Source organism: Pseudomonas sp. LBUM1646 (genome assembly GCF_059716165.1).
The window spans coordinates 6,680,447-6,701,026 of record NZ_CP166810.1 but is presented as its reverse complement, the minus strand read 5'-3'; the positions used below and the strand labels follow the sequence as shown (position 1 = coordinate 6,701,026).

Annotated in this window: 23 protein-coding genes; 10 read left to right on the top strand and 13 right to left on the bottom strand. The window is 59.8% G+C overall.

Annotated elements, in window-relative coordinates:
• The first annotated feature begins 247 nt into the window (after positions 1-247).
• Positions 248-1,462 carry an aldose 1-epimerase family protein gene (locus tag ACA071_RS30635; RefSeq protein ID WP_497642419.1) on the top strand — a complete coding sequence of 405 codons (1,215 nt, stop codon included), beginning with the start codon at positions 248-250 and terminating at the stop codon, positions 1,460-1,462.
• A gap of 5 nt (positions 1,463-1,467) precedes the next feature.
• Here ACA071_RS30635 and ACA071_RS30630 read toward each other — a convergent pair whose 3' ends face one another.
• Complete coding sequence (locus ACA071_RS30630; RefSeq protein ID WP_497642418.1) at positions 1,468-2,961, bottom strand: YifB family Mg chelatase-like AAA ATPase; 1,494 nt, start codon at positions 2,959-2,961, stop codon at positions 1,468-1,470.
• Positions 2,962-3,246: 285 nt separating this feature from the next.
• Between ACA071_RS30630 and ACA071_RS30625 the strand changes: the two genes are divergently transcribed.
• Positions 3,247-3,525, top strand: a complete 279-nt coding sequence (locus ACA071_RS30625) for a HigA family addiction module antitoxin (protein ID WP_497642417.1) — start codon at positions 3,247-3,249, stop codon at positions 3,523-3,525.
• Here the strand turns inward: ACA071_RS30625 and ACA071_RS30620 are convergent.
• On the bottom strand, positions 3,522-4,043 hold the full coding sequence (locus ACA071_RS30620) for a BRO-N domain-containing protein (RefSeq protein ID WP_497642416.1): 522 nt from the start codon (positions 4,041-4,043) through the stop codon (positions 3,522-3,524). The two genes, ACA071_RS30625 and ACA071_RS30620, sit on opposite strands and share 4 nt — an antisense overlap.
• A gap of 445 nt (positions 4,044-4,488) precedes the next feature.
• Positions 4,489-4,755, bottom strand: coding sequence for an accessory factor UbiK family protein (locus tag ACA071_RS30615; protein ID WP_497642415.1), 267 nt, complete (start codon positions 4,753-4,755; stop codon positions 4,489-4,491).
• 415 nt (positions 4,756-5,170) lie between these two features.
• On the opposite strand from ACA071_RS30615, the gene glnK reads away from it, so the two are divergent.
• The 4 genes from glnK to sutA all read left to right on the top strand — a co-directional run bounded on the left by glnK (position 5,171) and on the right by sutA (position 7,948).
• Positions 5,171-5,509 (top strand): P-II family nitrogen regulator, encoded by a 339-nt coding sequence (gene glnK, locus ACA071_RS30610; protein WP_002555808.1) that lies wholly within the window; start codon positions 5,171-5,173, stop codon positions 5,507-5,509.
• Positions 5,510-5,544: 35 nt separating this feature from the next.
• The gene (locus ACA071_RS30605; protein WP_497642414.1) at positions 5,545-6,882 is read left to right on the top strand and encodes an ammonium transporter; all 1,338 of its coding nucleotides are present in this window, start codon (positions 5,545-5,547) and stop codon (positions 6,880-6,882) included.
• A gap of 214 nt (positions 6,883-7,096) precedes the next feature.
• On the top strand, positions 7,097-7,522 hold the full coding sequence (locus tag ACA071_RS30600) for a secondary thiamine-phosphate synthase enzyme YjbQ (protein ID WP_033060691.1): 426 nt from the start codon (positions 7,097-7,099) through the stop codon (positions 7,520-7,522).
• A gap of 102 nt (positions 7,523-7,624) precedes the next feature.
• The gene (gene sutA / locus ACA071_RS30595) at positions 7,625-7,948 is read left to right on the top strand and encodes a dormancy-specific transcriptional regulator SutA (protein WP_054048518.1); all 324 of its coding nucleotides are present in this window, start codon (positions 7,625-7,627) and stop codon (positions 7,946-7,948) included.
• A gap of 164 nt (positions 7,949-8,112) precedes the next feature.
• Here sutA and ACA071_RS30590 read toward each other — a convergent pair whose 3' ends face one another.
• Genes ACA071_RS30590 through lptM form a run of 6 tightly spaced genes read right to left on the bottom strand, consistent with a single transcriptional unit; the run spans position 8,113 to position 12,720 of the window.
• Positions 8,113-8,814 (bottom strand): HAD family hydrolase, encoded by a 702-nt coding sequence (locus ACA071_RS30590; protein WP_497642413.1) that lies wholly within the window; start codon positions 8,812-8,814, stop codon positions 8,113-8,115.
• Positions 8,811-9,710, bottom strand: coding sequence for a tyrosine recombinase XerC (xerC, locus tag ACA071_RS30585; protein ID WP_497642412.1), 900 nt, complete (start codon positions 9,708-9,710; stop codon positions 8,811-8,813). Before xerC ends, ACA071_RS30590 begins: the two co-directional genes overlap by 4 nt.
• Before the next feature lie 2 nt (positions 9,711-9,712).
• A complete protein-coding gene (locus ACA071_RS30580) occupies positions 9,713-10,438 on the bottom strand; it encodes a DUF484 family protein (protein WP_497642411.1) in 726 nt (241 codons plus the stop codon).
• A gap of 13 nt (positions 10,439-10,451) precedes the next feature.
• Positions 10,452-11,282 (bottom strand): diaminopimelate epimerase, encoded by an 831-nt coding sequence (gene dapF, locus ACA071_RS30575; protein WP_497642410.1) that lies wholly within the window; start codon positions 11,280-11,282, stop codon positions 10,452-10,454.
• A 4-nt stretch (positions 11,283-11,286) separates the two neighbouring features.
• On the bottom strand, positions 11,287-12,534 hold the full coding sequence (gene lysA / locus ACA071_RS30570; protein WP_149660184.1) for a diaminopimelate decarboxylase: 1,248 nt from the start codon (positions 12,532-12,534) through the stop codon (positions 11,287-11,289).
• 12 nt (positions 12,535-12,546) lie between these two features.
• The gene (lptM, locus tag ACA071_RS30565; protein ID WP_010465096.1) at positions 12,547-12,720 is read right to left on the bottom strand and encodes an LPS translocon maturation chaperone LptM; all 174 of its coding nucleotides are present in this window, start codon (positions 12,718-12,720) and stop codon (positions 12,547-12,549) included.
• Positions 12,721-12,959: 239 nt separating this feature from the next.
• Here lptM and cyaY point away from each other — a divergent pair, with 239 nt between their 5' ends.
• From cyaY to rnk, 3 genes are all read left to right on the top strand, one after another.
• A complete protein-coding gene (cyaY, locus tag ACA071_RS30560; protein WP_497642409.1) occupies positions 12,960-13,292 on the top strand; it encodes an iron donor protein CyaY in 333 nt (110 codons plus the stop codon).
• Between the two features lie 4 nt (positions 13,293-13,296).
• A complete protein-coding gene (locus ACA071_RS30555; protein ID WP_497642408.1) occupies positions 13,297-13,515 on the top strand; it encodes a DUF1289 domain-containing protein in 219 nt (72 codons plus the stop codon).
• 297 nt (positions 13,516-13,812) lie between these two features.
• Complete coding sequence (gene rnk, locus ACA071_RS30550) at positions 13,813-14,223, top strand: nucleoside diphosphate kinase regulator (protein WP_497642407.1); 411 nt, start codon at positions 13,813-13,815, stop codon at positions 14,221-14,223.
• 4 nt (positions 14,224-14,227) lie between these two features.
• Here the strand turns inward: rnk and ACA071_RS30545 are convergent, their stop codons facing one another.
• The 3 genes from ACA071_RS30545 to ACA071_RS30535 all read right to left on the bottom strand — a co-directional run bounded on the left by ACA071_RS30545 (position 14,228) and on the right by ACA071_RS30535 (position 18,129).
• Complete coding sequence (locus ACA071_RS30545) at positions 14,228-17,071, bottom strand: class I adenylate cyclase (protein ID WP_497642406.1); 2,844 nt, start codon at positions 17,069-17,071, stop codon at positions 14,228-14,230.
• 182 nt (positions 17,072-17,253) lie between these two features.
• Positions 17,254-17,499: a TIGR02647 family protein gene (locus ACA071_RS30540; protein WP_150748704.1), complete on the bottom strand. Its 246-nt coding sequence runs from the start codon at positions 17,497-17,499 to the stop codon at positions 17,254-17,256.
• 345 nt (positions 17,500-17,844) lie between these two features.
• Positions 17,845-18,129, bottom strand: coding sequence for a hypothetical protein (locus ACA071_RS30535; RefSeq protein WP_007894899.1), 285 nt, complete (start codon positions 18,127-18,129; stop codon positions 17,845-17,847).
• Positions 18,130-18,253: 124 nt separating this feature from the next.
• Here ACA071_RS30535 and ACA071_RS30530 point away from each other — a divergent pair, with 124 nt between their 5' ends.
• Entirely contained in the window at positions 18,254-18,913 is a 660-nt protein-coding gene (locus tag ACA071_RS30530; protein ID WP_497642405.1) for a glutathione S-transferase family protein, read from the top strand.
• 102 nt (positions 18,914-19,015) lie between these two features.
• Here ACA071_RS30530 and argH read toward each other — a convergent pair whose 3' ends face one another.
• Positions 19,016-20,410 (bottom strand): argininosuccinate lyase, encoded by a 1,395-nt coding sequence (gene argH / locus ACA071_RS30525; RefSeq protein WP_497642404.1) that lies wholly within the window; start codon positions 20,408-20,410, stop codon positions 19,016-19,018.
• Positions 20,411-20,580: the final 170 nt, after the last annotated feature.

Here is a 20,580-nt window from a genome sequence, read left to right as displayed (position 1 = left end):
GCGCAAAATGACAGACAAACCTGTCTGTACTTGCTCCTGCATTAAGCTGGCGACCTTAATGTCATTATGATGTCGCCGTCAATCAGCCGATGGTCCAAAACCGTTTGAGACTAGTACAGAAATCCACGTACTGCTTCAGTCCTCTCCCTGTTTGTTGAGGGAGGCCTGGACCTGTGTATTTTTTAATCTTGCTGAATCGTTTCATCAGCGCTATAAAAAATACACAATTCCAAGAAAGGCTTTCCCCATGACTCCGCTCAAACTCGCCATCACCCTTGGCGCACTGTCCGCTGCCTCCCACGCCATGGCTTGGGATTACGTCTTGCTCGACACTGACAAAGCCGCCCAGAACTGGCAAATCACCAGCCAGCAACTGGGAGTGAAAACCGATAAACCCTTCTCCGTGACCCTGCGCACCTTGCATGGCGGTCGGCAGGAAGGCGTGAGCATTGTCGACATCGATAACGGCACGCTGAAACTCTCGGTGGTGCCGACGCGCGGGATGAACGTCCTGCAAGCGTCTGTAGGCAATGTGCGCATGGGCTGGGATTCGCCGGTCAAGGACGTGGTCAATCCGTCCTTTATAGAGCTCAATGGCCGTGGCGGCCTGGGCTGGCTCGAAGGCTTCAACGAACTGGTCGCCCGCTGCGGCTACGAATGGGTCGGCCACCCCGGCATGGACAACGGCGAACTGCTGACCCTCCACGGCCGCGCCGCGAACATCCCGGCCAGCAAAGTCACCCTGCATATCGATGAAAAACCGCCGTACGCCATCAGCCTGCGCGGCGAGTTGAAGGAGCAGGCGTTCAAGAAAGTCGATTTCTCGGTGCAGACCGAGCTGGTCACCGAGCCCGGCAGCGTCGCGTTTGCCCTCAACGACACCTTGACCAACAACGGCGACTATCCGAAGGAATACCAAGCGCTCTACCACAGCAACTTCAGCACCCCATTCCTGGAACAAGGCGCCCGGTTTGCCGCGCCGGTGAAACAGGTTTCGCCATTCAACGACAAGGCCAAAGGCGATTTGCCAGACTGGCAGACCTACCGTGCGCCGACCAAGGATTACGACGAGACCGTCTACAACGTCGTGCCGTATGGCGATGCCAAGGGCGATACGCTGACTGTGCTGCATAACAAGGCGGGCAGCCTCGGGGTTTCGGTGGGGTTCAACACCCAGCAGTTGCCGGTGTTTTCGTTGTGGAAAAACACCGATACCCAAGGTCAGGGTTATGTCACCGGGCTGGAACCGGGGACGAGTTTTTCCTACAACCGTCGGTATCAACGGCCACTTGGTTTGGTGCCGACGATTGGGGTGAAAGAGCAGAAGCAATTCCAGATTCGCTATAGCTTGTTGGCGGATAAGGGGGCGGTGGATAAGGCGTTGACGCGGGTGAATGAGATTCAAGGTGGACGGGCGACTGAGGTGAGGTCGGTGCCGTTGGTGGATTTGAGCAAGGAGTAAAGCCATCAGTTGGCAGTCGGCCGATATTGCAACGCTTCCGCCAAGTGTTCGCGGGTAATGGAATCTGCCTGTTCAAGGTCTGCCAACGTGCGGGCGACCTTGAGCAGACGGTGCGCTGCTCTCAGCGATAAGGTCAGTCGTTCGCAAGCGGATTCCAGCCAGGTTTCGTCGGCTGTGGATAACTTGCAATATCTACGCAGGCCCGGCAGATCAAGGAAGGCATTGGCGCAGCCTTGGCGTTTGTGTTGCCGCTCCCGTGCATCGGCGACCAGTGCGGCAGCTGTGGCGGTGTCATCACCGGGTTTGGGTAAAGGATTCAATGCCGTGGCTTCTCGGGCGACGGTCAGGTGCAGGTCGATGCGGTCCAGCAGCGGCCCGGAGAGTTTGTTGCGGTAGCGCTGGACCATGTCTGGCGTGCAACTGCACTTGCCGCTGGGTTCGCCAAGATATCCACAGGGGCAGGGGTTCATCGCGGCGACCAGTTGGAAGCGTGCCGGGAAGCGCACGCGGTCTTTGGCGCGGGAGATCACGATGTGACCGGATTCCAGTGGCTCCCTCAAAACCTCCAACACCTTTCGATCGAATTCCGGAAGTTCGTCGAGGAACAGCACGCCATGATGGGCGAGGGTGATTTCGCCGGGTTGCGGCTTCGAACCACCGCCCACCAACGCCGGGCCCGAGGCTGAGTGATGGGGCTGGCGGAAGGGTCTTTGCGGCCAGTGGCTCAAGGGCACGCAACTGGTGACGGATTGAATGGCAGCGACTTCCAGCGCCTCGTTTTCGGCCAAGGGAGGAAGCAAGCCTGGCAAACGACTCGCCAACAGCGTTTTCCCAGTCCCCGGCGGCCCGCTAAACAGCAAGTTGTGAGCCCCAGCCGCCGCAATCAGCAATGCGCGCTTGGCCGAGATTTGCCCCTGCACCTCATTCAAGTCCGGATAGGGTTTGCTGGCGTAGAGCAAGCCATTGGAAACGTAGGGTTCAACCGGCGTATGTCCATTGAAGTGCGCAACGGCTTCCAGCAGGTGATCCACGGCAAACACCTTCAACCCGGATGCTAGGCACGCCTCCTCGGCATTCGCCTGCGGCACCATCAACGAACGCCCGGCCTTGCGTGCAGCCAGCGCAGCCGGTAACACACCTCTCACGGCACGTACCGCGCCGGACAACGCCAACTCTCCCAGGCATTCAATGTCATCCAGCGTCAACGTCGGTACCTGCACGCTGGCGGACAGAATCCCCAAGGCAATTGCCAGATCAAACCGTCCGCCATCCTTCGGTAAGTCCGCAGGCGCGAGATTCAGCGTGATGCGCCGCGCCGGGAATTGCAGACCCGAGTTGATGATCGCGCTGCGTACCCGATCCTTGCTTTCCTTTACCGCCGCTTCGGGTAAACCAACCATCGTCAATGACGGCAGACCGTTGGCCAGATGGACTTCTACGGTAACGGCGGGCGCATCGACACCAATCTGAGCGCGGCTATGGACGATGGAGAGGGACATGGTCGTTCCTTGAGCTTTACGGGAACCGCTTCCTGCGGTTTTTTGAAGGGTAGTCGGGGGCGCGTGATGGCGCAGGTGCCAAATCTTCGCAGGATGTTGCGAGTGTCTTTCTGATGGGTGAAGCGTAAGGGAGTAGGGATTTGCGACGTAATCAGTCGCGGGATGAGGTTGTTGTAGGACGTTGCCTGGATTAATGAAGGACTCCGGCGAAAGGGTGTGAGCGATCTTGTCTGGCTGGCAGGGCTGCTTATGATCGTCATTTGATCGCTGCCTTCGGAAGGAAAAATGAACAGTAATGGAATGCGGCCGATTCATCCCGGCGAAATCCTCAAGGAGGAGTTTCTTGAGCCGTTAGGCATTTCAGAATCAGCGTTCGCCCATTCGTTGGACGAGTGTTTGGAAACGGTAAACGAAATCGTCATGTACCAGCGTTGTGTCAGTGCCGATCTAGCGGGCAAGTTATCTCGCTGCCTGAATACCACGCCCGAGTTCTGGCTGAACCTGCAAGCGACTTACGATTTGCGGGAAGCCGAAATCGAACGTGGTAGGACTTTAAATACTTAAAGCGATTGCAATATCCGCGAAGCACGCTTCCACCACGATGCATTGACCACAGTCTGCGACCGTTCACTATCCGCCAGCATCTGCGGAACATCCTGCAACCGAATCCACGGTTGGTTATTCCAGTGCAGCAAACTCAACGACATCTCGGGCCAGTTCAGCAGGCTCAGCATCGGGCGTTCGGTTGAGGTGGGGTGTTGCGCGTCTCTCAGGGCTGGCACTACGTCGTGGGTCAGCCATTCGCGCAGGCCTCGGTATTCGGGGCAGTAGTGGTAGACGAGCAGGGCGTAGACGCCGGATTCGCTGATCAGCAGGGTGTTTTCGATAGTGCCGTGGATGACGACTTGCGCGGTTTGATGTTGATCGGGGTCGAGTTTTCGGACAGCGCGTTCGTCGAGGAAAAGGCGAAGCAGACGACCCAGGTCTCGGGCGCTGAACCAAGTCTGGTTTTCGATCAAAAGCGCGTGAAGGTGGAGTTTGTGGCGGGTGAAGACGTGGGGGATTAGATAGTTTTCATTCATGGTGCAGCTCCCGGATGCGAATTAAGGAAACTGCCTCTGATCGTCGCCAAACGAAAAGGGTGGCAGCTATGCGCGGGTTGGCGAACCGGTGCATCCGGAAACCGGCAGACCCGAAGGTCTCCCACGCACAGCCGCCATAATTCGAGATGGGAATAATTCCCTGATTCGAACGTGGTCGCGATGCGTTTAGATGCTATCCAGGTCGCCAAACCCAGTGCTGAATATTCAGCTGGGATGAGCTTAGGAACCTGGGCTTCGCGGCGCTATCGGACGGCGGTGTGATCTTTGTAGGACATTGCCGAGATGGTGGCGGGGCGGAGGATGAATGATCGTTCCCACGCTCTGCGTGGGCATGCATCCCGTGACGCTCTGCGTCACATCCCAAAGCGGAACGCGGAGCGTCCCTGGCGGCATTCCCACGCAGAGCGTGGGAACGATCATTCAGTTACTCGGATTCGGCAGGCGGATTGAGCTTCGCTTCAAGCTCCGCCACCTTCGATTCAAGACTCTCCAGCCGTGCCCGGGTCCGCGCCAGCACAACCATCTGACTATCAAACTCTTCCCGGCTCACCAGATCCAGCTTGCTGAAGCCGCTCTGCAACAAAGCCTTGAACTGGCTTTCGATTTCGCTTTTCGGCAGCGGGTTTTCGCCGCTGAAGAGGCGGGAGGCGGTGCCGCTCAGGGCGTCGAGGAAGTCTTTGGGTGCGAGCATGGGGAAAGTCCTGGAAACAATGGCGGGCAGTGTATCACGCAGTGTCTATAGTCAATCCCGCAGGCAGGGATGCACGCTTTTCGCGCAGGCGGACGGACGGCAACGCACTGTTGTTGTGCGTAACGGCGCCAGCATGTGTGGGAAGTGGCTTGCAGCAGCGGCCAAAGGGTTGAATTCAGTGGGTTTTGGCGAGATGGCAAGCTTTCTGCTTAGTCACCCTTGACCCATGCACTGATGCAGTCGCTGTGACGAATGCAGTGCGCCACGTGAAACGGGGAAGTTTCGCACGGAGTGGTTAGCTGGCGTCGGACGGGCAGGTTGGGCCGACGATGCGTTACAAAGCCAGGCACTGCGCTTAGACTTGAGACGGGTTTGTTTTCCTGGGGCAAGTCCACCAATTCGGGAGAGAGTTTTCATGAAGCTAGTCACTGCCATCATCAAGCCGTTCAAACTGGACGATGTACGCGAGTCGTTGTCCGAGATCGGCGTGCAGGGCATTACCGTTACTGAGGTCAAAGGCTTCGGTCGGCAGAAGGGTCACACCGAGCTGTATCGCGGCGCGGAGTACGTGGTCGATTTTCTGCCCAAGGTGAAGATTGATGTCGCCATTGACGACAAGGATCTTGACCGGGTTATCGAGGCGATAACCAAGGCAGCCAACACCGGCAAGATCGGTGACGGCAAGATCTTCGTGGTCAATCTGGAACAGGCGATTCGCATCCGTACCGGCGAAACCGATACCGACGCAATCTAAGCCGCCACAAACCCAACGCCCCAGGAGAAAACAATATGACTCTGCGTAAATTCGCAGGGCTAGGAGCCCTGTTGTCCCTCGTAATGCCCAGCCTGGCTATGGCGGCAGACGAAGTGGCGGCCCCAGTCCTCAATTCCGGCGACACCGCCTGGATGTTGACCTCGACAGCCCTCGTGCTGTTCATGACCATTCCGGGCCTTGCGCTGTTCTACGGCGGCATGGTTCGTTCCAAAAACATTCTTTCCGTGATGATGCAGTGCTTCGCCATTACCGGTCTGATCAGCATCCTGTGGGTCATTTATGGCTACAGCGTTGCGTTCGACACCACCGGTATGGAACAGGGCGTCGTCAACTTCAACTCGTTCTTCGGCGGCATGGGCAAGGCGTTCCTCGCCGGCATCACGCCAGCCAGCATCACCGGTCCGGCGGCGTTGTTTCCTGAAGCGGTGTTCGTGACCTTCCAGATGACCTTCGCCATCATCACCCCGGCGCTGATCGTCGGTGCCTTCGCCGAGCGGATGAAGTTCTCCGCGATGCTGATCTTCATGGGCATCTGGTTCACCCTGGTTTACGCACCGATTGCGCACATGGTCTGGTCCGGTAACGGCGGCCTGTTGTGGGACTGGGGCGTGCTCGACTTCGCTGGCGGCACCGTGGTGCACATCAACGCCGGTGTGGCCGGTCTGATCTGCTGCCTGGTACTGGGCAAGCGCAAAGGCTTTCCGACCACCCCGATGGCACCGCATAACCTCGGTTACACCCTGATGGGCGCGGCCATGTTGTGGGTCGGTTGGTTCGGCTTCAACGCCGGTTCCGCCGCTGCGGCCAACGGCACCGCCGGTATGGCAATGCTGGTGACCCAGATCGCAACCGCCGCCGCTGCACTGGGCTGGATGTTCGCGGAGTGGATCACCCACGGCAAACCAAGTGCACTGGGTATCGCTTCGGGTGTGGTCGCCGGTCTGGTGGCAATCACCCCGGCCGCTGGCACCGTGGGCCCGATGGGCGCGCTGGTCATCGGCCTGGCGGCTGGCGTGGTGTGCTTCTTCTGCGCCACCACCCTGAAACGCAAACTCGGCTATGACGACTCCCTGGACGCCTTCGGTGTGCACGGTATCGGCGGTATCCTCGGCGCGATCCTGACCGGTGTGTTCGCTGCACCGTCCCTGGGTGGCTTCGGCACCGTCACCGACATCGCCGCACAAGTCTGGATTCAAACCAAAGGCGTGGGCTTCACGGTGATCTACACCGCGATCGTCACCTTCATCATTCTCAAGGTCCTGGACGCTGTCATGGGTCTGCGTGTCACCGAGGAAGAAGAAGCGGTCGGCCTCGATCTGGCACAACACAACGAACGCGGCTACAACTTGTAAGACACGCAGAAAAAAACTTGCCCGGCTTGCCGGGCATTTTTTTGTCCGTGATTTGTCATTTAAGAGGTAGCTGAAAGGTTTTTTCCTACGGCTTATGTCGTGTTTACGGCGAGCGTTTTTCTGGGGCGAAAAACTTACAGCAATGCAGGAATATTAGGGCCTTTGTTTTTTCCCAGAGCGCGCTAGAATGCGCCCCGAACGTGCGGAGAACTGTATGTGGCAACAGACTCTGATTACCCTGCGGGCAAGGCCCCGGGGCTTTCATCTGGTAACGGACGAGTTACTCGCCGGCCTGCCTGAACTCAAGGCGTGCCGGGTCGGTCTGTTGCATTTGTGGCTGCAGCATACCTCGGCGTCGTTGACCATCAACGAAAACGCCGATCCGGCGGTACGTCGCGACTTCGAACGATTTTTCAATCGTCTGATCCCACAAGGAACAGACGGCTATGAGCATAACGACGAAGGCCTGGACGACCTCCCGGCGCACTTCAAGGCCAGCGTGCTTGGCTGTCAGCTCAGTTTGCCGATTTCGGCAGGCCGACTGGCGTTGGGGACCTGGCAAGGCGTTTATCTGGGCGAGCACCGTGATTTTGGCGGTGCCCGTAAAGTCCTCGCCACCGTGCACGGTGAAGGGGCATAAACCACTGATTACCAGCGGTTGTAGAATTTTTTCCGGCGGCCTTCGACAGATGGCGAAGCTGGGCTATAACTAATCTGCTTTTCGCAAGTCATGAGGTAGAACATGAGCGACGATGATCTGGAAAACGACGACCTCGAAGTAGGCGACGAAGACGAGGCCGAAGAAGGCCTGGAGGCAGCAGCGGAAGACGTTGCTGACGACGACGGCGGTGAAACGCCGGCTCCGACCGCCAAAGGCAAGGCCAAGGCTGCTGTGTCAGTCGATGAGCTGCCGAGCGTCGAAGCCAAAAACAAGGAGCGCGACGCCCTGGCCAAGGCCATGGAAGAGTTCCTGGCCAAAGGTGGCAAGGTGCAGGAAGTGGAGGCCAATGTGGTCGCCGATCCGCCCAAGAAACCTGACAACAAGTACGGCAGCCGGCCTATCTAAGCGCCTGCTACTGTCTTGCTTGCTGAAAAAGCCCGCCGTCGCTGCGGGCTTTTTCATGGGTGCAACAAAATCAAAAGATCGCAGCCTTCGGCAGCTCCTACAGGTGTACGCCATGCAATGTAGGAGCTGCCGAAGGCTGCGATCTTTTCAAAAGCACCGCAAAACTAAACTGAATTCCAGCGCGCGAGCAACGCCGGCAAATCGGTCAGGCTGCGAATCTCCGCATCCGGCAAGCGATCCGCTTCCCAGGCCTTGCCCGTCGGGTTAAACCAGATCGCGCGCAACCCTGCCTGTTGGGCGCCAGCAATGTCATCGCCTGGATGATCGCCAATGTGCACCGCCGTCTCGGCTGTCGCACCACCACGCTGCAACGCCTCATGAAACAGCCGCGCATCAGGCTTGGCGATGCCAATGTCTTCGGCGCACAGTGCAAACTTGAAGTAATCCGCCAACCCCAGGCGACGCACGTCGGCGTTGCCATTGGTGACCACGCCGAGGGCGTAATGGTTGGCCAGGGTCTCCAGGGTCGGCTGCACTTCCGGGAAGATTTGCAGTTGATGCCGGGCGTGCAAAAACACTTCGAAGCTTTGATCTGCCAAGTCCGAAGCCTGTTCGTGATCGTAACCAGCATCTTCCAGCGCATGAAAAAGAACCCGCCGCCGCAGGGCGCTAATGCGGTGCTTCAGGGCGGGTTCGTTGCTCAATACCCGCTCACGAATGGTCCACAAATGCTCCACCGGCACCGCGCCCAGCTTCGGCGCGTGTTCGGTCAGCCATTCACGCAACATGGCTTCGGCGCTGACGATCACCGGGGCGGTGTCCCACAGGGTGTCGTCGAGGTCGAAGGTGATCAACTGGATTCTCATGACTCATCGCCTTTGATGCGTTTGGCCCGTGGATGGGCGTTGTCGTAGACCGTCGCCAGGTGCTGGAAGTCCAGGTGGGTATAGATCTGGGTGGTCTTGATGTCCGAGTGGCCGAGCAGTTCCTGCACCGCGCGCAGGTCTTGCGAGGACTCGAGCAAGTGGCTGGCGAAGGAGTGCCGCAGCATGTGCGGGTGCAGGTTTTGCCCCAGTTCGCGTTCGCCTGCGGCTTTGACCCGCACTTGAATCGCCCGGGGGCCGAGGCGCCGGCCTTGTTGGCTGACAAACACCGCGTCGTCCGATGGGTTGGTCATGGCGCGCAATGGCAGCCACAGCTCCAGTGCTTCGCGAGCCTTTTTGCCCACCGGCAACAGGCGTGTCTTGCTGCCCTTGCCGAGTACCTGGACCATGCCGTCCGCCAAGTCGAGTTGATCGAGATTGAGCCCGGTCAGCTCTGAGAGGCGCAAGCCCGAGGAATAGAACAACTCCAGAATCGCCTGGTCTCGACGTGCCAAAAAGTCATCCTCGACCGCACCTTCCAGCAACTGCAACGCGCGGTCGGTGTCGAGGGTTTTCGGCAAGCGGCGTTCGCCCTTGGGCGGCGCCAGGCCGTTGGCCGGATCGTGATCGCACAGGCCTTCGCGATTCAGATAGTGATAAAGCCCGCGCACCGCCGACAGCAGCCGCGCCAGACTGCGGGACGATTGCCCCTGGGAATGCAGGCGTGCGATCAGGCTGCGCAGGCGCTGGATATCCAGCGCGGCCCAGCTGTCGATGTTCTGTTTAACGCACCACCCCAGTACTTTGTCGAGGTCGCGGCGGTAGGCGTACAGTGTGTGCGGCGACACCTGCCGCTCACTGCGCAGGTGTTCGCAGTAAGCGTCCAGTTGTCGTTCCACGGTCAGCGTACCGAGCGCAGGGAGTTATTGACCCGTGGCAGCACGCGGCCCATGACTTCGGCGATGTAGCTCAGGAACAGCGTACCGACCGAGCTTTTGTAGTGCTGCGGATCGCGACTGGCGATGGCCAGGACGCCGTGGATGCCTTGATGGCTGATGGCGACGACGGCGGTGGAGCCGATCTGCTTGCGTTGTTCTTCGCCGAACAGGAAGTCCAGTTCGTGCTCGCGCAGGCTGCCGCTGACGCTTTTGTCTTCCGAGAGCAGGCCGCCGATGGCCACTTGCGCTTCGGCGTGGGTAGCCCATCGGCCCACCGGCATCGGGTTGTCACCCAGCAAAATCAGGCTGACGAAGGGCACCTGGAAATCCTGGCGCAGGCTGTCTTCGACGCCGATCACCACATCTTCGAGGCTGGTGGCATCCATCAGCGCGAGAATCAGGCGGCGGGTTTTTTCGAAGAGACGGTCGTTGTCGCGGGCCACGTCCATCAGGTGCGAAAGACGATGACGCAGCTCAATGTTGCGGTCGCGCAGGATGGTCATCTGCCGTTCCACCAGCGAGATGGTGTCGCCGCGCTGGTGGGGAATACGCAGGGCCGGAAGCAGCTCTTCGTGCTCGATGAAGAAATCCGGATGAGCCTCCAGGTACGCGGCAATCGCCGCCGCCTCAAGGCTTTCGGAAGGGGATTCGTCGGGCTGTAGGGCGGGAACCTGAGGCTTATCTTTCATGGATTTGGCTCTCTCAAAGACGCACTTGTCCTTCATATACGCGTACTGCCGGGCCGGTCATCAAGACCGGTTGGCCAGGGCCTGCCCATTCAATGGACAGACGCCCGCCGGGCAGGTCGATCAATAGCGGCGAATCCATCCACCCCTGGCTGATCGCGGCCACTGCGGCAGCACAGGCGCCGGTGCCGCAAGCCTGGGTTTCCCCGGCCCCGCGTTCCCAGACGCGCAACTGCGCACGGTTGCGGTCGATGACCTGGAGAAAACCGACATTGACCCGCGACGGAAAGCGCGGATGGTGTTCGATTTTCGGCCCCAGTTCATGCACCGGTGCGTTATTGATGTCGTTGACCCGCAGCACGGCATGGGGGTTGCCCATGGACACTGCCGCCAGTTCCACCGTGTTGCCGTCGACTTCAAGCTGATAGCTCAAGGCCTGACCTTCGGCTTCGAACGGGATGTCGGCCGGCACCAGGCGCGGTGCGCCCATGTCGACGCTGATCTGTCCGTCGCTGCGAATATCCAGCTCGATGATGCCGCTTTTGGTCTCGACGCGAATCTGCCGCTTGGCGGTCAGGCGCTTGTCGAGCACGAAGCGGGCGAAGCAGCGCGCACCGTTGCCGCACTGTTCCACTTCAGAACCGTCGGAGTTGAAAATCCGATATCGGAAATCCACGTCCGGGTTGCTCGGCGCTTCGACGATCAGCAACTGGTCGAAACCGATACCGGTGTGCCGGTCGCCCCATTGCTTGGCATGCTTGGGCAGGATGTGCGCGTGCTGGCTGACCAGGTCGAGGACCATGAAGTCATTGCCCAGGCCGTGCATCTTGGTAAAACGCAGCAGCATGGTTTTACTCCGGCAGCAGGCTTTCGCCAGCAAACAACTCGGCTACCGTCTCACGGCGACGCACTTCAAATGCCTGATCACCGTCCACCAACACTTCGGCGGTACGGCCGCGGGTGTTGTAGTTGGAACTCATGACAAACCCGTAGGCACCGGCCGAATGCACGGCCAGCAAATCGCCTTCTTCCAGGGCCAGTTCACGCTCCTTGGCCAGGAAGTCGCCGGTTTCGCAGATCGGCCCGACGATGTCGTAGGCGCGAGCCGCTGTATCGCGCGGGCGCACGGCGGTGACGTCCATCCAGGCCTGGTACAGCGCCGGGCGGATCAGGTCGTTCATGGCCGCATCGACGATGGCGAAGTCTTTGTGTTCAGTGTGCTTGAGGTACTCGACCTGGGTCAGCAGCACGCCGGCGTTGGCGACGATGTAGCGGCCCGGTTCGAACACCAGGGCCAACTCGCGACCTTCGCAGCGCTCGCGCACGGCTTTGATGTAGTCGGCCACCAGCGGCGGCTCTTCATCGCGATAACGCACGCCGACGCCGCCACCGAGGTCGATATGACGCAGGTAAATGCCGCATTCGCCCAGACGATCGATCAAGCCCAGCAGGCGATCGAGCGCATCGAGGAACGGTGGCAGGCTGGTCAGTTGCGAGCCGATGTGGCAATCGACGCCGAGCACTTCCAGGTTAGGCAGTTGTGCGGCGCGGATGTACACGTCTTCGGCGTCGGCGATGGCGATGCCGAACTTGTTCTCTTTAAGGCCGGTGGAAATGTACGGGTGGGTGCCGGCATCGACGTCCGGGTTCACGCGCAGCGAGATCGGCGCGCGAACACCCAGCTCGGCGGCGACCACTTGCAGGCGTTCCAGCTCATCGGTGGATTCGACGTTGAAGCAATGCACGCCGACTTCCAAGGCGCGACGCATGTCTTCACGGGTCTTGCCGACACCGGAGAACACGATCTTGTCGGGGCTGCCGCCAGCGGCCAGTACGCGTTCCAGTTCGCCACGGGAAACGATGTCAAAACCGGCGCCGAGACGGGCCAGGACATTCAGTACACCGAGGTTGGAGTTGGCCTTGACCGCAAAGCACACCAGGTGCGGCACGCCGGCCAGGGCATCGGCATAGGCCAGGTACTGGGCTTCGATGTGGGCGCGCGAGTAGACGTAGGTCGGCGTGCCGAAGCGTTCGGCGATGGCGGACAGGGCCACGCCTTCCGCGAACAGCTCACCGTCACGGTAATTAAAAGCGTCCATGGCGTTCCCTTATTATTGGTAGACGTCGTGCTTGTGTGCTTTGGACGGCTGCTTTTGCGAGGACTGGGCCTGCTCGGCTGGGTCCTGGGAGTCGTCAGGCAGATACAGCGGGCCTTTTTGACCGCAGGCCGACACAAGACAGGCAACCGCGACGAGCGCAGCAAGGGAAGAGATCAGGCGCTTCATGGCGAAATCCTTGAAAATGCGTTAATTGCGCCGGAGTATACCGGCCACCCGGCAGCTTGCCTATGTAACGCGGCTCCCGTCCGGCGGGCCTTGGATTGAAGCGCAGTAACTTGTCCTGCGTCTTGCGTCGATATTTCATAACGCTACCGGGCGCTTGGTCGTTATCCTTTGCAATCACCGGGGCTCGCCCGTATCTTGCGGCGCTTGAGCGTGAACAGACACTTTTTGAGGTTCCTGCAATGAGTTTGACCGAAGCCCGTTTCCACGACCTGGTCGATGCCACCCAGCAATCGCTGGAGGATATTTTCGACGAGAGTGACCTGGATATCGATCTGGAGAGCTCGGCCGGTGTGCTCACCGTCAAGTTCGAAAACGGCAGCCAGTTGATCTTCAGCCGCCAGGAGCCGTTGCGCCAGTTGTGGTTGGCGGCGGTGTCCGGTGGGTTCCACTTCGACTATGACGAAGAGAGCGAACGCTGGATGTGCGACAAGAGCGAAGAGCAGCTGGGCGAAATGCTCGAGCGCATCGTCATGCAGCAGGCCGGCGCCGAATTCGACTTCGAAGGCCTGTGAGATCGTGACTCAGCCTGCACCGGTTCGTCCGCCCAAGCCGCTCTACAGCAATGTCAGCCCGGCGGTGCCTTCGCCGTGCAGCGGGGTGTGCCGGCTGGATGAACTGAAGGTCTGCCTGGGGTGTTTTCGCCATGTCGAAGACATCCGCGAGTGGCGCTCAGCGGATGATGAGCGGCGCCGGATTATCTGTGCCCAGGCTGCCGACCGCAAACATAACGGTTGACCCTTTCTCTCGGCTGTACGCCATTCCCACCCGTAGGAGCTGCCGAAGGCTGCGATCTTTTGATCTTCCTTCGGCGCAACACCTAAAAGATCAAAAGATCGCAGCCTTCGGCAGCTCCTACACAGGTATGTGTCGGTTGCAGAGGGGATGGTGTTGGCCGTCCGGTGCCGGCTTGTATATTTATTGAGCTGTGATAGTGTCCAGAAACGCCTCAACCCATCGAGGCTCGTGAAAACCCCGCCTTTTTCTGGCGGGGTTTTGCTTTTTTTGTGCAGAAGAAAGGAGTCTGCCCGGATCATGACCGTACCTTCCATCACCCTTACTCGTCTGGACGTACAACGTCTGGAGCGCCTGATCGAAAGCCTGGATGACACGCTGCCGGGCGTTATCGCGCTGCAAACCGAACTGGATCGCGCCGATACACTGGTCGGTCACGATGAAGTGCCCGCTGATGTCGTGACCATGAATTCGCGCGTGCATTGCCGCGAAGAAATCAGCGGCAAGGACTATCACCTGACGCTGGTTTATCCCAAGGATGCCAAGGCCGACGAAGGCAAGATTTCCATTCTGGCGCCAGTGGGCAGCGCCTTGCTCGGCCTGAAAGTCGGTCAGCACATCGACTGGCCGGCACCGGGCGGCAAGACCCTGAAACTGACGCTGCTGGAAGTGGAATCGCAACCGGCCAATGGCGGCGCCTTTCCGGAATAACGCCTCAGACCTGCTCGAGCGCTTCGTTCAGTGCGCGCTCCAGGTCAGCCTTGTAGCGCAGATACAAGTTGCTGGAACTCTGCCCATCACCGAGCAGGCCCGACAGGTCCAGGTCGGTGATGTAGCAGCGGTAGCGCTCAGTCTCGCGGCGCTGCTCGACGATTTCCCGGGCGACCACGGTAAACAGCTGATCGCCATACTCCAGTTCTGAAAACTCCCGCTGATTGCAATACAACGTGACTTGCACCTGCCCCGGTGCGGCTTTGCCGATGATCGCCTGGACGTCGTAGAACGGCTTGTTGACCGGCGTTTGCGGCGCCGGCCGCGCTTCGACCCGACGTGCGCGGCCGGGGCCGGACGGCAATAGCTGGTAATACAAAGTCTCAAGGCTCAACGGCTGGGCAGCGTCCATCGGCAGCAAGGCGTCCCGGCGATATTGAATCGATTGCAGGAAACGTTGCAGCGGCACCAGCAGGCTTTGCTCGTCGTGATACGGCAGGCGTTGCATCCACAATGCGTTGAATTCATCCAGCACATACAGATCGGCCTGCTGTTCGGTGATCCGGTAGAACACCTGGATGCACTCGGGCTGGCCCATCGGCAACAGCAGCGCGAGGTCCTGTTCTTCTAGGGCCATCGGGTCCAGGTGCAGCGGGCTGTAGCTCGCCAGTTCTTCGCCCAGGTAGTCGAACAGCGCCGGCAGGGTGGCGAGGGCGACGTGATTGACCTGGCCGGGCACCAGTTCCAGCACGTGGTAATGCTGCTGGACCTGTATCAGATAGCGATGATTGAGTTTGCTCAACAGCAGGTTTTGCGCGGTATCGAGGATTTCTTCGACCCGCCGCGCAATGAATTGCGCGCGGTTGTGGCAGAAGCAACGGACCCGCAAGCGCGGCTGTTGCGGTCCTTTGGGCAGGTTGTTGAGGTAGTCGCGCAAGCAGTCGAGCAGCGCATGAGGCCCGTCATAGCGGCTGACCAGCACTTCGTTCCAGCTATTGAGCGTGACCTGGTCCAGGGTCAGCACCAGGTTTTCCCGCACCCCGGCATAGCTCAGGGAGTCGGTGCGCTCGGTAGTCATCAGGATGTTCAGGTCGCGATGGTGCTTGAGCGGATCGACGCCAACGTTCACCAGGATCAGTACCTCGCCGGGAACGCTGGGGCGCAGCAGGGCATCTTCGGCGACGGTGGCCAGGGGCAGGGCGATGGTTTGCTGCAGGCTGCCGAGCAGGTTGAACAGTTCGAATTCGCTCAAATCGCTGGTGCCAGGGTGCAAGGCCAGGCGCGTGCTGCTGTCGATTACGCCGTTGCGATGGCACCAGGTCAGCAATTCCAGCAATTGGCGGCTGCGCTTGATCGGCGCGAAATGCTCCCACTCGTGGGCGGTCAGGCTGCCGTTGTACAAACCCCATTGGGTTTGCCCGGGTTCTTTTTTGTTCGGCGCCTGCACCAGCGTGAGGGTGTCTTCGGCCAGGTCCGGGGCGATGCCCGGATTGATGAATTCGACCTTGTCGGCCTTGCGCTCGAACGCCGCATACAGTCGCCGGCCGAGCACATTGAGGTCGCGCTTGTTGATCAGGCTGACGGTTTGCTCGGTGCGGGCGAACTGGGTCAGGAATCGATAGCTGTAATTCAGCTCGTTGACCAACGCCCGGCGTTCGGCGCTGACCTGGCGGACTTTCCACTGGCTGCGGCTGTCGAGCAGCGCCAGTTGCCGTTGATCCCAGTGCCATTCGCTGGCCAGGCGCTCCAGCAGCGAGCGCTGCCAACTCGCGGTGCGGCTGCTGCCGGTGAGCTTGCGATTGACCTTCAGGTACAGCGCGCGGCGCACCAGCTCCAGCCGTTCCGGCTCGCCACGGGCGCTGAGGTATTCCTCGATGCGCCGGTAGACCACGATGTACGGGTCCAGCTCATCGAGGTCCAGCTGATTGGCGAATACGGCCTGTTTGAAACGCAGGCTCAGGCAATGGACCTTGGGGTGTTCGCTGGCGTAGACCTCGATCAGCAGTAGCTTGAGCACCGATTTGTAGGGCGATTCGATGCCCTTGAACAACTGCCAGAGCCCGGCGCCGATGAACTCTCCCGGCGGAATGTGCGCCAGATGCCCCAGGTCCAGGGTTTCGTCGGCACGAATGAAGCGCTTGGAAAGCAGTGTGTGGGTGTACTGGTGGTAACCCGCCTCTTCGTAGACCGGCACCAGCCACCATATCGGGGTGCGCCCGGCCAGCCAGATCGCGGTGCGATAGAACTCGTCCAGCAGCAGATAGTGTTGGGTGGTGCCGCAGTCTTCCGAACTCAGTTGCGTATCGCGCTCACCGTGCATGAAACGGGTCGGGTCGATCAGGAAAAAATGCGCCTCGGCGCCCTGGCTGGCGGCCCAAGTTTCGAGCAACTGGCATTTTTTGCGCAGCTCGGTGAGTTCGCTTTCGCTCAAGTCCGGGCCGTGGCACACCCACACGTCCATGTCGCTCTGATCGGCTTGGGCGAGGGTGCCGAGGCTGCCCATCAGAAACAGGCCATGAATCGGTCGCGGTGGATTGCTGCCGTGGCGCGGCTTGTAGGAAAACGAACGGGTCAGGCGCTGGGCTTCGGCGAGGGTCGTGTTGTCGGGCTCGTAATTCGACAGCCCGGCCGGCGTGCTGCCGGACACGTAACCCGGCAACAGTGGATGATTGACGTGGAAAAACAGCGGCAGCAGGGTCAACACCGTTTGTTGGCGTGTCGACAACCCTTCCATGGCGCGGGCCATGCGGCCTTCATTGAGTTTCAGAAAACGTGCGCGCAGCTGGCTCAGAACCTTGCGGTCGATTCCCTCGTCCAGATCGGGGCGGATTTCATGGGTGCGGGTCATGTCAGCTCAAACCGGCTCGCGAAGCTCGGACGTAGGGGTCTGCGGATGTGGGGCAGTTTAGCGCCTCGGCCCCGGGACTTTTAAGCTGAATTTGTTTTTTTGGCGCCAGATTTCTATCGCGAGGCGACAGACTGCCCGCGGAAATCCCGTAGCAGGGGTTTCCGTGGGCGATGCAGTGACGTTTAGGCTGTTTCCTGAACGCTCAGAATGGTCAGAACGGTTTGTATATTTTGCGCAGCGTCACGACCCAGGCTGGTCAGGTAACCGCCATCGGGCTGGTCGATCAGGTCTTTTTCGTACAGGCGTTGGGCGGCGGCAATGGCTTTCGGGGCAGCGGTCTGATGAATTTTCAAACCTTCCTGGGAACTGTCCAGGTTGAAGAGGGCGAGGATTTCCAGTTCGGCAACCAACTCAGGGGTAAGCGACATAAGGACTCCAGACTTTCTAGGAATTGGACGACAGCGCCCCTAAGGTGAGCCCACTCGTGCGGCATGTCCAGTGCTGGCAGCAGGGTTTTTTCGCCTTGGGATCCGTTCCCCGGCGGGTGGTGCGATGGCGGGGTGTTTCCAGTGTAGACAGGGGCAGGGGAAAGGCAGGAATGATCGGTGACAAATTGTGTGCGGGGCAGGATGTTGTGGGGATGGCAGGGTTTATGTGTGGCGAGGGGGCTTGCCCCCGTTCGGCTGCGTAGCAGTCGCTAAGCCTTTGGGGCCGCTTCGCGACCCAACAGGGCAAGCCCCTCGCCATAAAAGCCCCGCCGACAACGCTCAGGCTTATTTCTTTTCCGGCGGCAACTCTGGCAATGCGCGCAACGCAGTTTCATACCATTCGGTATTGAACGCGCGGTCTTCTTCGAGGATTGCGTCGATTTCCACGGCCAGCACGTGGGCCATCAGGTTGAGGATTTCTTCGCGCTCGTAACCCACCAGGGTCAGCTTGTTGAAGGTTGCCTTGGCGGCCGGCGGGTTGTCGCTTTCGATCTGGTTTTCAATTGCTTCAATCAGGGTGTTCTCGGCGAACTCTTCTTCGTCGATCTCGATATCCGTTGGCTCGCTCATGGCAGGCTCCTCAAGTTAAGGCGGGCAGTTTACCTGCATTCAGCGCTGTGATGCTGCTGGCAAGAAATGCCTGGGCGTTCTATAAACAGGCACTGCCCACCCCGCACGGCCTGGAGGCTTTGTGATGCTCAAGCTTTATGGATTTTCCGTCAGCAACTACTACAACATGGTGAAACTGGCGCTGCTGGAGAAGGGATTGCCGTTCGAAGAAGTGCTGTTTTACCCAGGGCCGAGCCCTGAAGCACTGGCCATCAGTCCGCGCGGCAAGGTGCCGGTGTTGGGCGTCGACCAGGGTTTCGTCAACGAAACCAGCGTGATCCTCGAGTACCTGGAACAAAGCCAGACAGGCACACCGCTGCTGTCGAGCGATCCGTTCGAGCGCTCGCAGGTCCTGGCGCTGGCCAAGGAAATCGAGCTGTACATCGAGCTGCCGGGACGCGCCTGTTATGGCGAAGCCTTCTTCGGCTCACCCGTGCCGGACGCCATTAAGGAGAAGGCCAAGGCTGAGTTGCTGCTGGGCTTTGCCTCGCTGGGCAGGCACGGCAAGTTTGCCCCGTACGTGGCGGGTGACAGCCTGAGCATTGCCGATTTGTATTTCCTCTACAGCGTGCCGCTGGCGTGTGCGGTCGGGCAGAAGCTGTTCGGGATCGATCTGTTGGCTGAGATGCCGGCGGCCAAGGCGCTGCTGGAGCGCCTGGAGCAGAACCCGCATGTGCAGCGGATTGCGAAGGACAAGGATGCGGCGATGCCAGCGTTTTTGGCGATGGTCGCGTCCAAGAAGTAGGTTTTGTAGCGTTTTCAAGAATGCCTTCGCGGGCAAGCCTCGCCCCTACAGGTACAGCGCAACCTTGTAGAAGCGAGGCTTGCCCGCGAAGCTTTTCGCGGTTTAGCGGCTGGCGAGCAACGCTTGGCCGCGCGCCACGGCTTTCTTGACCTGCGCCGGCGCAGTCCCGCCGATATGGTCACGGGCATTCACCGAGCCTTCCAGGGTCAGCACGGCAAACACGTCCTGATCGATCTGGTCGCTGAATTTGCGCAGCTCTTCCAGGCTCATTTCCGCCAGGTCCTTGCCGCTTTCCACGCCGTACTTCACCGCGTGACCAACGATTTCGTGGCAGTCACGGAAGGGCAGGCCACGGCGTACCAGGTAGTCCGCCAGGTCGGTGGCGGTGGAGAAACCGCGCAGCGCCGCTTCGCGCATCATCGCGTGCTTGGGTTTGATCGCCGGGATCATGTCGGCAAAGGCTCGCAGCGAGTCGCGCAGAGTATCGGCGGCGTCGAACAGCGGCTCTTTATCTTCCTGGTTGTCCTTGTTGTAGGCCAATGGCTGGCCTTTCATCAGGGTCAGCAGCCCCATCAGTGCGCCGAATACGCGGCCAGTCTTGCCGCGAACCAGTTCCGGCACGTCCGGGTTTTTCTTTTGCGGCATGATCGAGCTGCCGGTGCAGAAGCGGTCCGGCAGATCGATGAACTGGAATTGCGCGCTGGTCCACAGCACCAGCTCTTCGGAGAAACGCGACAAGTGCATCATCGCGATGCTTGCGGCCGAGCAGAATTCGATAGCGAAGTCACGATCGGAGACGTTGTCCAGCGAGTTACCGCCAACGGCATCGAAGCCCAGCAGCTCTGCGGTGAACTCACGGTCGATCGGGTAAGTGGTGCCCGCCAGTGCCGCGCTGCCCAGTGGCATGCGGTTGGTGCGCTTGCGGCAGTCCACCAAACGCTCGTAGTCGCGGCTGAGCATTTCGAACCAGGCCAGCATGTGGTGCCCGAAAGTCACCGGCTGCGCGGTTTGCAGGTGGGTGAAGCCCGGCATGATGCTGCCAGCCTCACGCTCGGCCTGCTCCAGCAAACCTTTTTGCAGGCGGGTGATTTCCGCCAGGATCAGGTCGATCTCGTCACGCAGCCACAGGCGGATGTCGGTGGCCACCTGGTCGTTACGGCTGCGGCCGGTGTGCAGCTTTTTACCGGTCACGCCGATGCGGTCAGTCAGGCGCGCCTCGATGTTCATGTGCACGTCTTCGAGGTCGATGCGCCAGTCGAACTGGCCGGCCTCGATTTCACCCTGGATGGTCTTCAGGCCATCGGTGATGCTGTCGCGCTCGGCATCGGTCAGCACGCCGACCTTGGCCAGCATGGTGGCGTGGGCGATCGATCCCATGATGTCGTGGCGATACAGGCGCTGGTCGAAAGTGACGGAGGCGGTGAAGCGGGCGACGAAGGCGTCGACGGGTTCACTGAAGCGGCCGCCCCAGGACTGATTGGTCTTGTCAGTGCTCATGAATTCGCTCGTATCGGCTTGAAGAAAGTTGGCGTTGAACGCTGTGGCGGATAATAACAGGGTTGCCAATCCTGTCGCTGACACTGGTCGATACGTTTTTTTCTCATACGCAGGCCCATACTCGGGGCATCGTCAGAAGTAATTGCGCAACGATATTTTTCATTTGAGCA